This window comes from Lishizhenia sp. (genome assembly GCF_057456495.1).
The window spans coordinates 1-12629 of sequence record NZ_JBVCPV010000074.1; the positions used below are offsets into that span (position 1 = coordinate 1).

Annotated in this window: 10 protein-coding genes; 3 read left to right on the top strand and 7 right to left on the bottom strand. The window is 37.1% G+C overall.

All coding sequences use genetic code 11. The features are described from left to right. Positions 1-533: alpha/beta hydrolase family protein (locus AC22ZQ_RS07020; RefSeq protein ID WP_318958072.1), on the top strand; the 533-nt coding region annotated here is incomplete at its 5' end. Between the two features lie 163 nt (positions 534-696). On the opposite strand, the gene AC22ZQ_RS07025 is transcribed toward AC22ZQ_RS07020, so the two are convergent. The 3 genes from AC22ZQ_RS07025 to folK all read right to left on the bottom strand — a co-directional run bounded on the left by AC22ZQ_RS07025 (position 697) and on the right by folK (position 3761). After that, positions 697-1320 carry a hypothetical protein gene (locus tag AC22ZQ_RS07025; protein WP_318958073.1) on the bottom strand — a complete coding sequence of 208 codons (624 nt, stop codon included), beginning with the start codon at positions 1318-1320 and terminating at the stop codon, positions 697-699. A 138-nt stretch (positions 1321-1458) separates the two neighbouring features. Then, positions 1459-3168, bottom strand: coding sequence for a tetratricopeptide repeat protein (locus AC22ZQ_RS07030; RefSeq protein WP_318958074.1), 1710 nt, complete (start codon positions 3166-3168; stop codon positions 1459-1461). Between the two features lie 104 nt (positions 3169-3272). Next, a complete protein-coding gene (folK, locus tag AC22ZQ_RS07035) occupies positions 3273-3761 on the bottom strand; it encodes a 2-amino-4-hydroxy-6-hydroxymethyldihydropteridine diphosphokinase (RefSeq protein ID WP_318958075.1) in 489 nt (162 codons plus the stop codon). Positions 3762-3873: 112 nt separating this feature from the next. Here folK and sppA point away from each other — a divergent pair, with 112 nt between their 5' ends. Then, positions 3874-5643, top strand: a complete 1770-nt coding sequence (gene sppA, locus AC22ZQ_RS07040; RefSeq protein WP_318958076.1) for a signal peptide peptidase SppA — start codon at positions 3874-3876, stop codon at positions 5641-5643. Between the two features lie 199 nt (positions 5644-5842). Here sppA and AC22ZQ_RS07045 read toward each other — a convergent pair whose 3' ends face one another. From AC22ZQ_RS07045 to lnt, 4 genes are all read right to left on the bottom strand, one after another. Further along, positions 5843-6187 carry a hypothetical protein gene (locus tag AC22ZQ_RS07045; RefSeq protein WP_318958077.1) on the bottom strand — a complete coding sequence of 115 codons (345 nt, stop codon included), beginning with the start codon at positions 6185-6187 and terminating at the stop codon, positions 5843-5845. Positions 6188-6252: 65 nt separating this feature from the next. Next, the gene (locus AC22ZQ_RS07050; protein ID WP_318958078.1) at positions 6253-6996 is read right to left on the bottom strand and encodes a response regulator transcription factor; all 744 of its coding nucleotides are present in this window, start codon (positions 6994-6996) and stop codon (positions 6253-6255) included. Positions 6997-7500: 504 nt separating this feature from the next. Beyond that, positions 7501-9399, bottom strand: a complete 1899-nt coding sequence (gene dnaK / locus AC22ZQ_RS07055) for a molecular chaperone DnaK (RefSeq protein WP_318958079.1) — start codon at positions 9397-9399, stop codon at positions 7501-7503. Positions 9400-9641: 242 nt separating this feature from the next. Continuing rightward, on the bottom strand, positions 9642-11246 hold the full coding sequence (gene lnt, locus AC22ZQ_RS07060; protein WP_318958080.1) for an apolipoprotein N-acyltransferase: 1605 nt from the start codon (positions 11244-11246) through the stop codon (positions 9642-9644). A 139-nt stretch (positions 11247-11385) separates the two neighbouring features. Between lnt and AC22ZQ_RS07065 the strand changes: the two genes are divergently transcribed. Next, positions 11386-12629 (top strand): LVIVD repeat-containing protein (locus tag AC22ZQ_RS07065; protein ID WP_318958081.1); only part of this gene is annotated, 1244 nt, incomplete at its 3' end.

Here is a 12629-nt window from a genome sequence, read left to right on the forward strand (position 1 = left end):
GAGAGAGAGGAAAAGCTTTCGAAAGTGTTATTCACCGTCAGTTAGGTACGGCAGAAATCGAAGACCAATTGAAAGGGGTAGAGTACTTGAAATCTTTACCGTATGTAGATGAAAATAGATTGGCTGTTCATGGTTGGAGTTTTGGTGGTTTCATGACAACTTCATTGATGTTGCGCGAGCCAGGAACCTTTACTACAGGTGTAGCAGGTGGTCCGGTGACAGACTGGAAATACTACGAGGTAATGTACGGAGAACGTTACATGGATAGACCTGAAGAAAACCCTGAGGGATATGAGCAAGCAAGTTTGTTAACACACGCTAAGAATTTAGAAGGAAACTTGTTGTTGATTCACGGAACGATAGATCCAACCGTTGTATTACAACACAATTACGCCTTGGTTCAAAAGTTTGTCGATTTAGGAATTCAAATGGATTACTTCCCTTACCCAATGCACGAGCACAACGTTAGAGGAAAAGATAGAATTCATTTAATGACCAAAGTTTTAACCTACGTTTTAGAGAACAACAAATAATAATAAACAGCATAAGTTTGAAGGGCCCAGTGTTAATTCACTGGGCCTTTTTTGTAAAACGTTGGTATGGAAATACTACAGAGCTATACTGAATCTCGAAATGATTGGGAAATAAAAAAGCCTGCTCATACGAACAGGCTTTTATCATATACTGATTTGCTTCTTATAATGGAATTCGAACTCCGGCAGCAGCGGCAAACGAAAATGGTAATTGCACATCAATTGCAACTCCGTTCATAGTGTTGGCTGGTAAGTTACCGTATCCTTCAACGAATACATTTCCAAAATCTAATTCGATATCGTAACCTAAACCAAACCTTAAAATAGGCTGAAAGTAGTTTTCTCTTTCATCTAAATTGGTATAGTACATATTCTCATTGTATTCCTCCAAGTTGTTTGCTACTCTTAAAAATGAGAAACCAAGACCTGCTTTTCCGTAGAATCCACCATCTTCACCATCACCTGTAAAGAAGTAATTTGCATCTAACCATAAATTGTAAACACCGTACTTTTCTGTACCATTTACTTCTGAATCTGGGAACTGACTAGACGAAGAGTTGAGGTAATAAGATCGTTCGTAGGTTCTAGGAAAACCAAAGTTTAACGTGGCTCTGTAGGTAAGCCTATCGCTTACATAATCACCGTGTACTCCTAAACCAATAAAGCTAAGACCGTATCCAGCGTAATTTGTGTAATTGGTTTGTCCTCCAAGATAAATTTGACCAAAAGATTGAGATGTACCAAGCAGTAAAAGTGCTGCAACAGCACATGACTTAAGTAGTTTCATAAAATAATAATTATAACCAGGCTGTATAAAAATTAAGGCTGGTTGGGTTAATAATGAGGCATAAATATAATATTTTTTCGCAAAAAAAAAGTCCTCCCAAATGAATGGGAGGACTTTTTTTAGTGAGGGTTAAACCTCTTATTTTACGATAGCTGTAAACGCTGTGTTTTCTGCGTACGCTAAAAATTCTCTATCTTCTAATGCTGTTTGCTTGTAAGCTGCATCTTGGTTGAAACAGTTTTTCAAGTTACTTACAACATTTGTCAAATCGTCTTGTCTTGCCGCTGCAATCGCCATTAAATAATAACCTTGAGCAGTTGTAGCATCAGCAGAATTACCAACAGTTGTGGTTGCTGCTGCTGCATCACCATTTAATAATTGTGCCAAAGCTTTGTTGAAAGAATCGTTGCTTCCAAAGTTGCTTACTGCTGAAGCGTAATCACCGTCTTGAATAGCTAAGATACCTTGGTTGTATCCTACTTCTTCACCAGCACCGTTGGCTGCAGATAACATATTTTTCGCTGCATTTCTATCTCCATTTACTCCTGCAACTGCTCCTAAGTTATTCATAACCTCTGCAGTTTCTTCGATGTTCTTCGCCGCGTTGAATTCAGTTTTTGCATCAGCAACTTTTCCTTGCATGTATAAAACAACACCTGCATTGTTAAATACTCTGTAATCGTTAGGGAATAAACGTTGACCTTCTTTGTAAATTCTTAATTTTTCATCTAAGTCATCTACTAAAGTAGCAGCAAACATCAACTCTTCAATTTTTAAAGTATCGATGTTGTTTTTCGTCAATGCAATTAATTCTTCATCTGTGTATCCTGTTTTATCGTATTCAACATTGATTTCAGCTCTTCTTTGCATTGGGAAAATGTTCTTGTCCATAGAAGTGAACGTTGCTCCCAAGTTTTTGATTTCTTGTTCTCTTTGAACTGGATCTTTGTAAGATTCCAAAATTCTTAATACCAATTGCTTGTCGCTATCGCTGATATCATCAGCCAAAGCTAAAGCTTCTTTAAATCCTTCGAAATCTTCACCTCTACCTGTAGTTACGTAAGAAGCGTCATTTTGAGCAGCGTCATTAGCCACACCTTTCTTGGCAGCTAATTTCATGATTGCTTCTTTAGCAGCTGTAGCTCTGTCAATAGATAAGTTACCATTTTTAATGATCTCACCTTCAATAGAAGCAAATCCAATGATGTTAATCGTTTTAATTTTTAAACGCTCGTTTCCTTGCTCTTCCGTTAACCATGCTAAGAAATCTTTGATGTCTTGCTCGCTTAACTCAGAAGTTCTAACGTTGTGTCTTCCTTTTGTAAAGTGAATATCTGCATTGTAAACCTCTTGAGTTACACGCTCAAATTTATCTGCAGAGTAAATAACTTTAAAGTCTTTGTTTACCAATAATGGAGTAACAATTGTTGCCTTTGCAATCTCTGTTCTATCTAATTGAGCCTTTTCAGAACCTCCTTTAAATACTTTACCAGTAACGTCTAAACTAGATACTTTCATATCTGGTGTGTAGGCAACTACGTCTGTATACGTAATTGTTTTACCTGCTTTATAAGGAATAGCTTCACCATTAGAAGTAGCTTTTTCTCCTTTTACAGCAATCGGCTTCAACGCAGTTTCACCAATCATTGGTGTAATTTCAGCGTAAGCTCTTTTGTTGATGCTCTTTTCTGGGAAAGTAATGTCAACCTTTACACGTACACTATCACCGTGCATTTCTAAAGGATCTGGAGTAACTGTGTAGTCTACATCTTTCACAAGATCACAACTCGTTGTATACAAACCAGCCGCTGCAATAAATGCAAAACCTGCTATTCTATTATTTTTCATTATTTAATTTTTAATTCAACTTTATTGACTTCTACGGTGCAATTATAGTGAAAATTTCACCCTGATAAAAGTAGGGAGAAACAATTCTATTATTCGCAATTACTTTAAGATAAAGCGATTATTTGTGAGTCATCTTTGCACTGTTTGAAGAGCTCTGCTACAGATGTCTTGAATTGAGGATCTATCCAATCGGGTGCAATTTCATGAAGAGGGTACATCACAAAGTTTCTATGGTACATTCTTGGATGAGGTACTTCCAGTTTGTTGGAGTTAATCACTTGATTTCCAAAGTATAGGATGTCAATATCCATGGGGCGACTGGTATAACCTTCACCCGTTCTAATACGTCCCATTTCCTTTTCAATAGCATTAAGCGCCACTAAAAGTTCTTCAGGTTGGCCTTTGTATTTTATTTCAACTACGCAATTAATGAAATCATTATCTGCCTCAAAACCCCAAGGAGGAGTTTGATAAAAGGAGCTGGTAGCAACTATTTTTGTGGCCAATTCACCTATTTTTCGCAAAGCAATCTTTAACAATTCTTCGGAATTATCATGATTTCCACCAAGACCTAAAAAAACTGAATCACACATACCACGAATAATTTACCTCCAAACACGAATTAACAACCACCTATAATATTTAAACAAGTTGTTTATTTATCATGTTTTATATTTGTGCGAAAATAAGATATCCCGAATACATATGAGTAATAAAGTCAGTTTTGGTAGGGTTTTTTGGCCAAGTTTTTTAGCATTGATCATCGTGATCGGAGGAATTTTTGGAATCATTTCCTTAGTGATCTCCGCAGCAATTCCCGATGTGAAATACGGAGTACCCTCAAAAACAGTGTTGCATTTAGAATTAAAGGGGACTGTTGTTGAGAATTCATCAAGGAAATTGAGCCCGTACGACTTTAAAGTTGAAAACCGTATAGGTTTATCTGATATACTTTATGGTTTAGAAAATGCAAAGACAGATGATAGAGTAAAGGGAGTATATATAGACCTAAAAGGTGTGAGATGTGGATTGGCATCTGCAGAGGAAATTCGCAAGGCTTTACAAGACTTTCAAAGCTCAGGTAAATTTTTGGTGACCTATTTTAATGGTGAGGTTGTTGGCCTCAAAGACTTTTATATTGGTTCAGTTGCTGAAGAGAAATATGCATTTTCTTCTACCATGATGGAATTTGGAGGAATGGGAATGGAACTCATGTATTTCAAAGGCATGTTAGATAAAATTGGTGTAGAGATGCAAGTAATTCGCGGATCTAATAATGATTTTAAAAGTGCAGTAGAGCCCTACTTCTTAACGGAAATGAGTGATTCGGCTCGTTTACAAAATCAGGTGCTTTTAGATAATGTTTGGGAGAACTACAGATCTACAATTGCAGATGATGTGCGCAAAAATGCCGAAGAGTTAAATACCATTGCCGAGCAGTACCAAGTTAAACGTATGGATGATGCCTTCAAATTAGGTATGGTAGATTCTATCTTATACGAGGATGAAGTATTGAATAAATTGGTAGAAAAGAGTGGTGCCGCATCACTTAAAAAATTAAAGTTGAAGAACTTTGCAGAATATGCTCGAAATAAGTTTTACGATGACCAAAGCACAGCGCGTGCGAAAAAAGCAAACGTTGCAGTAGTTGTAGCACAAGGAGAAATTACGAAAACAGGAAGTCAACTTTCTTCAGATAAATATGTGAAGTTGTTGCGCGAGGCACGTTTGGATAAACACATTAAAACAATAGTTTTTAGGGTGAATTCACCAGGAGGAAGTGCCTTGGCCAGTGATGAGATTTGGCGAGAAGTGAAATTGGCGAATCAAGAAAAATCAGTCATTGTTTCAATGGGAGATTTAGCAGCTTCAGGAGGTTATTATATTTCTGCCCCGGCTAAAAGAATATTTGCCAGTTCAAATACGATTACTGGTTCAATTGGTGTATTTGGAGTTATTCCTTACACAGGAAAAGCTTTAGAGGATAACTTAGGATTGAGTTTCGACAGAGTTACCACAAATAAACATGCTGTTTTAACGATTAATCAGCGTTTGACCGATGAAGAAATGAACTTAATCCAGCAAGAGGTGAATACCACGTATCAACAATTCATGGAACGTGTTGCTGAGGGAAGATCTTTAACCGTAGATCAAGTCAATACAATTGCTAGGGGAAGAGTTTGGACAGGTACAGATGCACTTAGAGTAGGACTTATCGATGAGTTAGGTGGATTAAAAGAGGCAATTGCATATGCCGTGGAGGATGCAGGTATTGAGGATCCCATTATAGAATATTTCCCGGCTCGTAAGGTAAATCCTATTGATGCCTATTTGGAAATTCTTAGCGAAGAACAGCAAGAAAGCATACAAATGCAAGCCTTGCCGCAAGAGTTGTTAGCGCATTTTAATAAACTCAAGGCGATAGAAAATCATGTAGGAATACAGGCTAGAATACCGGAGATTGTACTGAATTAATAGAAATGAAGATTTATACAAATCCCTCTTTAGAATGAAGAGGGATTTTTTTGGAGGGCAGTTTTACCCGCTATCCAGTATATTTTTAAACCGCAAACAAAAAAAAGGCAAAGACCAAGAAGAGCTTCTGAAGTCGCTTTCTTTGTCTTGCCTTTTTAATCCTTTGTCGTTTTAAAAATGCCCTTCCTATCGGTACTGCTTAAAATTCGTATTGCTCTGCTTTGAAGTAATCGAGTATAGCTTCTTTCATAAGATGCTGTTGTTGTCTTTCGTCTAAATGAGGGAGATCTTCTACTTTTTCGAAATGTGGCCAGTTTTCTCCATCCTTACCAATGAATTTATAGTGACCATAAGGCTCTAGTAAAGTACAAACAGCTACGTGCATGAGTTCTGTCTTTTCTCGTTTAGAAAAATTATCATAACCCTGACCCAATTCTTGAACCCCAATTAAGAACAAGATGGCTTGCACATCTAAATCTGCATCAAATTGCTCATTTAAGCGCTTGGTTAATTTTTGAAATTCTAATTCTAAATTGTAATCCATGCTGCAAAAATAAGCAGCCTTTAGCATATCTTCTTCAAATAATTAGCTTTTGTCGTAAACTAGGGTTATTTCTCTAGGGGAAGAATCAGATTTTTGTAACAAAAGCTAACCAAATGGGCATGAGATTTTACATCGAAACGTTTATAAAGTGTGTAGATACGTTTCTCTATTGCCGAGTTCGAGACATCTAGTTCATCTGCCACTTGCTTGATGGCCAAACCTTTCGATATAAGTTTTAAAACTTCTAACTCTTTATAGGTAATGTGATGGGATTCGAAAAGTTTATTGTCTATTCCCTTAATATACCTGAGTTTGTCTGGAGAATATACGGTGTATTTAGTGGTTTTGTTAAAACTAATAGTTCTGTCCAGTTCAAATCTTCCCAAAATAGCAGTAAGGTAGCCCTCATCATCAGCTTCAAAACTATAAATAGTGGCTCTTATGGGTAAGGCTTCGCCACTCAATTGATGTATAAGTTTAAACTCTATGGTGAAACTGTAATCGAGAATGTTAGGTCTATTCTCAGAAAGATAAAATAGGGAGTTATCGGTTACGGCAAATACAAAATCTTTAAAATGATGGTCAATACAATCGAGTAAATAAAGCATGTTTACCTCGCCCTTTCGCAATCCAAGAAGGTTGAGCCATCCATCATCATATACCATGTGTTTATTACGAAGGTTGTATACAAATATGGCTTCTTCGTCTTTTCTCTTCAAAAGTTTCTCATAGTACAGTCGTTCCTCTTCGGGTATGTCAAAATACTCTTTTGTAAAAACTGTCTTATGGTAGTTTTTAGATGTGGTCATAAGTTGAAGTTTTACTGAAATGTAGAGTTAATTAAAACTCAAAATAATACGCGTCTGTACACAATATAATAAACTTTCTTTGAATTATTCAAATGAAAATGGGACTCAATTTGAACAAAAAACTATTTATATAGTTGAAATTAGTTTTGACATTTTCCTATGTTCTGAAAGTGAAACGAGATGGTCTTAGGTACTTTTTAGATTAAATATGTAGTTAAGAAATCAGAATGTGCAGTTAAAAAATTAAAACAGTTCTGTGCAAAGTTTTTGGGTTACGTTTGTATCAATCAATCAAGGATAAAACCTTGATAGTGGGTAAAACCACTTAGTTTATTCATTTTCCTAACCACCTAGATCCATGATCTGGTGGTTTTTGACCCCAAATCAAAGAAAATCCGCTTCTAACCGAGCGGATTTCTTTTTTACCTCAACTTTTGAGTATACCCAATAAAAAAATCCGCTAACCTTTCGGCCAGCGGATTTCTCTATGTTTAGAAAACTATCTTATTTAGATTCTTCTACTTCTTCGAAGTCAACATCAGTTACTTCGTCTTCAGAGCTAGCATCTTGTCCTGCATCTCCTTGCGCAGCACCTTCTGCATTACCTGCGTTGTACATGTCTTGAGAAGCTGCTTGGAAAATAGTGTTTAATTTTTCCATAGCTGGTTCTAAAGCTTCCATGTTCTTCGCTTCGAAAGCTGTCTTCAACTCAGTTAAAGCTCCTTCGATTTCAGACTTCTTGTCTTCTGGTAACTTGTCACCGTACTCTTTCATTTGTCTTTCCGTTTGGAAAATTAAAGAGTCAGCTTTGTTCAATGTATCAACTTCTTGCTTTTTCTTAGCATCTGCATCAGCGTTTGCTTCTGCCTCAGCCTTCATTTTTGCGATTTCTTCTTCACTTAATCCAGAAGAAGCTTCGATTTTGATAGATTGCTCTTTACCAGTTCCTTTGTCTTTAGCAGAGATGTGCATGATACCATTCGCATCAATGTCAAATGTTACTTCAATTTGTGGAACTCCTCTTTGTGCTGGTGGAATATCAGTCAATTGGAATCTTCCCAATGTCTTGTTATCCGTAGCCATCGGACGCTCACCTTGTAACACGTGAATGTCTACTGAAGGCTGGTTGTCTGCTGCTGTAGAGAATACTTCTGATTTCTTTGTAGGAATCGTAGTGTTCGCTTCAATCAATTTAGTGAATACACCACCCATTGTTTCGATACCTAAAGAAAGTGGAATAACGTCTAATAATAATACGTCTTTCACCTCTCCAGTTAATACTCCACCTTGGATAGCTGCACCTACTGCAACAACCTCGTCTGGGTTAACTCCTTTAGAAGGCTCTTTTCCGAAGAAATTCTTCACTGCATCCTGAATAACTGGGATACGTGTAGATCCACCTACTAAAATGATTTCGTCGATATCGCTTGTAGACAATCCTGCGTTTTTCAATGCTGATCTACATGGCGCAATTGTACGCTCAACGATGTCAGAAATTAATTGCTCAAATTTAGCACGTTGTAAAGTTCTTACTAAGTGTTTTGGCACTCCATCAACTGGCATGATGTATGGCAAGTTGATTTCAGTTGAAGTTGTAGATGAAAGCTCAATTTTTGCTTTCTCTGCAGCTTCCTTCAATCTCTGTAATGCCATAGGATCTTTTCTTAAATCCAATCCTTCGTCATTCTTAAACTCTTCTGCTAACCAGTTAATGATTGCATCATCTACGTCGTCACCACCTAAGTGTGTATCACCATCTGTAGATAATACTTCAAATACTCCGTCTCCTAATTCTAAGATAGAAACGTCATGTGTACCTCCACCGAAGTCAAATACTACAACTTTCTGGTCAACTCCTTTTTTATCTAATCCGTAAGCCAATGCTGCTGCTGTTGGCTCGTTGATGATACGCTTGATTGTTAAACCAGCAATCTCTCCTGCCTCTTTAGTAGCTTGACGTTGCGAATCGTTAAAGTACGCTGGTACTGTAACTACTGCTTCAGTAACTTCTTGACCGATGTAGTCTTCTGCAGTTTTCTTCATTTTTTGAAGAATCATTGCAGAAATCTCTTGTGGCGTGTAGTTTCTGTCGTCTATTTTTACTCTTGGAGTATTGTTGTCTCCTTTTACGATTTCGTAAGGTACTCTTCCAGCTTCCTTGCTCACCTCGTCGTAAGACGATCCCATGAAACGCTTGATTGAGTATATTGTTTTGTGTGGGTTGGTAATGGCCTGACGTTTTGCAGGATCACCAACTTTTCTTTCTCCACCATCAACAAAAGCAACTACTGAAGGTGTAGTTCTTTTCCCCTCTGCATTTGTAATTACTACAGGTTCGTTACCTTCCATCACAGATACACAAGAGTTGGTAGTACCTAAGTCAATTCCAATTATCTTTCCCATGTCTATTTATCTTTCGTGTTTTAAAATATTCGTTTGGTTTCCTTTAGTCAATTCTTGTGCCACCCACTTTTTTCTGTCATCCCACGTAAAAATGTCGGAATTTTGTGTTTTTGGACTGACAGATTGTCAAAATAAGACAGGGAATTACGCATATGAACTGACAGAAACAACAAAGCTCCCCAAATTCAATTGAGAAGCTTTCGTAAAATCTATCTAGATTTCTTAATGTCTTGGTAACTAAATTAAAATCCTTTTAACTTTCGCATATATCTTACTCCAGTAAAGAGTAGCATCAAGAAGAAACCAAATCCAAAGCTCCTACCCATTACATCTCCATAGGTCACATAAAAGGTTGCTTTACCTACTAATTCTATTTCCTGACGCAAAGCAGTTTTGGTATTGTATGCTGTTTTTTGAACGATATCTCCCTTTGGGTTGATGAAAGCAGAGCTACCAGTATTGGCTGAACGTGCTACCCATCGACCTGTTTCTATCGCTCTGAGTCGGGCTAAGTTTAAATGTTGTTTGTAACCAGGAGAATCATCCCACCATCCATCATTGGTTATAATAAAAATAGCCATTGCACCCTTTCTACATTGTTGCGCAATGAAGTCACCATATACAGATTCATAACAAACTACCGGAGCAAATCGTATTCCCTTGCTTTGCATAATCGCAGGTACAGGTTCAGTTCCTAAATTTCCCGTTGTTCCGCCATTACTAATGGCCAAATCTTCTAAAAATGGAAGTTGCTCAGAAAAAGGTATCATTTCAACACCCATTACTAATTTTGACTTATGTACGAATTGTGGAGGATTCTTGTCCATCAACAAAGAGGTGTTGTAGTGCTCTACAAATTGTTTGCGCTCCGCTATAAATTCAGAAGCAAAGGAGTTTTTCTCATCGAAGAATTTATAAGTTGAGGCTCCTGTAAGTAAGCTTGTGTTTCCCCAACTTTCAACACGTTTATTAAGGATTTCATAGACAGAGCTATTGATGAAATTCTCTTCTTCAAATCCATAAGGAATAGCTGTTTCTGGTGCAAGCACAAAATCAGTTTCAGGTGTAATTAAACTATCTGCTAAATTCAAAAAGTTGTTTAATTGAATATCTACGGGGATGCGCCATTTTTCACTGTAAGGATCTACGTTGGGTTGGGTTACGATTATCTCAGATCTTAAGTTAGCTTCACTCGAGCTTGAACTATAGTACGTGATAAGCGAATAACCTATAGGAATGAAGATTAATATTCCGTACATCCATACGAATGGTGTTTGAATCTTGAATTTCTCTTTTTTCACCCAAAGATTGTAAGTGATTTTAAACACTAAAAGATTACTCAATAAAATCCAAAGTGTTCCTCCTAATACCCCTGAATAACTGTACCACTGAACCAGTGACGGAGTAGTGGCAAATACATTCCCTAAATTCAACCAAGGGAAACTGAACTGCCAGTTTAAGTGAAAATATTCCAAGCCGATCCAATAGAAAAGTAATCCAATGTATCCTTCTTTTTGTCCCACGAACCTTTTTGTCCAAACAAAAAACTGAAAGAAAGTTGCCATAATAAGTGCATTGATTATTAGTCCTACTATAGTACCTAAGACATCAGCATTCATAATCCACCAACAGGTTCCGAAATTGTATATAACAAAGGTGATAAAGGCATGTGTGAATACCTTTCTAGCTCTGTATTGTTTCGTGTAAATGTAGTGCTCTACGATGAACAAGGGGGCTAAAGCAACTAAAGCTAATGGAGCTAAACTTCCGGCATTGGGAAAACTAAGCATTAATAATAAACCGCTCAGTATGCTTAAAATAAAACGAGTTGACTTTGAAATTTGCATGGCGTAAAGTTAATGTTATCGAGGTAATTGTAGGAGGGTGCTTTTGATTTTTGTAATTCTTGCGCATAAAATATTAAAAGGAGTGCAACCCTTTTTGGTTTGGCTTCATTACTCCTATACACGCCAAAAATTTAAAACCATGAAAAATATACTTTTAATATGTTCAGCATTGTTGATGATAACTTCTTGTAGAGACAAAGTTATACATCAACATATGGCTAACGTGCCTATTTATGAAGATTACGAAAGCTTTAGAAGTTCCATTGCTTTTGAGGGGGTACGTGCTATTGAAAATCAGATGGGTATTTATAGTTACAACCAATATCTATTTGTAGTAGAGGAAAATGAAGGGATACACTTTATTGATAATTCTAATCCTTCCTCACCGAATAAACTTGGTTTTTTAAACGTTCGCGGTTGTACAGGGATGGCTATTAAAAACAACAAGTTGTATGTAAATAACCTCATTGATATTGCCGTTATTGATGTTGCAAATATTCAGCAACCTACAGTAATTGCTCGCTTAGAGGATGTGTTTCCTCAAAATTATCCATTGGGAGAGGCGGGGCATTATTACCAAAAACCCGACCCAGAAAAAGGTGTAGTAATCGGATGGGAGATTCAAGAAGTTAAAGAGGAAGTCGAAAATTCTCCTTACTACTATGGTAATTTGTACCAAATGGATAATGTTTCCGTTGCTAATGAATCTATTGCTACAGGAGGGGCGAGCGGTTCGAGTGTTGCCGGTTCTATTACAAAGTTTGCCTTAAACAACGATCACCTTTATGTCATGAACGACTTCAACTTACACGCCATCAATATTTCAAATCCAATGAACTTAACCCAGGGAGAGCCTGTGCGCATTTGGAGAACGGTAGAAACTTTATTCCCTTATGACAATCATTTGTACATGGGTACAACCACAGGAATGATGATATATTCTTTGGCGAATCCAGAAAGTCCAGAACATCAAGGAACGATAGTGCACACCACGGCATGTGATCCAGTGGTTGTTCAGGGAGACTATGCGTATGTTACGATAAGGTCTGGTACAACTTGTATGGGAGAAATCAATCAATTAGATGTGGTAGATGTTTCCAATCCTGCCAATCCAATATTGAAAAGTTCTTTTAGTCTTACTAATCCACATGGATTAGGAGTAAATGGAGATGTTCTCTATGTGTGTGATGGTAGCGATGGATTGAAAGTTTTTGACAATACTGATCCATTGGTAGTGGGAGACCACTTAACACAAAGCTTTTCAACAATTCAGGCAATAGATATTATTCCTTTGGGTAACCTAGCCATCGTATTAACAGAAGATGGAGTGTATCAGTACGATTGTACAGATGTACAGAATATTCAATACTTAAGTCAAATTCA

Coding starts and splice junctions, on each gene's coding strand:
- AC22ZQ_RS07045 (WP_318958077.1), bottom strand. CDS start 6,187: ATGGATTACAATTTAGAATTAGAATTTCAAAAATTAACCAAGCGCTTA.
- AC22ZQ_RS07030 (WP_318958074.1), bottom strand. CDS start 3,168: ATGAAAAATAATAGAATAGCAGGTTTTGCATTTATTGCAGCGGCTGGT.
- sppA (WP_318958076.1), top strand. CDS start 3,874: ATGAGTAATAAAGTCAGTTTTGGTAGGGTTTTTTGGCCAAGTTTTTTA.
- AC22ZQ_RS07025 (WP_318958073.1), bottom strand. CDS start 1,320: ATGAAACTACTTAAGTCATGTGCTGTTGCAGCACTTTTACTGCTTGGT.
- AC22ZQ_RS07050 (WP_318958078.1), bottom strand. CDS start 6,996: ATGACCACATCTAAAAACTACCATAAGACAGTTTTTACAAAAGAGTAT.
- folK (WP_318958075.1), bottom strand. CDS start 3,761: ATGTGTGATTCAGTTTTTTTAGGTCTTGGTGGAAATCATGATAATTCC.
- lnt (WP_318958080.1), bottom strand. CDS start 11,246: ATGCAAATTTCAAAGTCAACTCGTTTTATTTTAAGCATACTGAGCGGT.
- dnaK (WP_318958079.1), bottom strand. CDS start 9,399: ATGGGAAAGATAATTGGAATTGACTTAGGTACTACCAACTCTTGTGTA.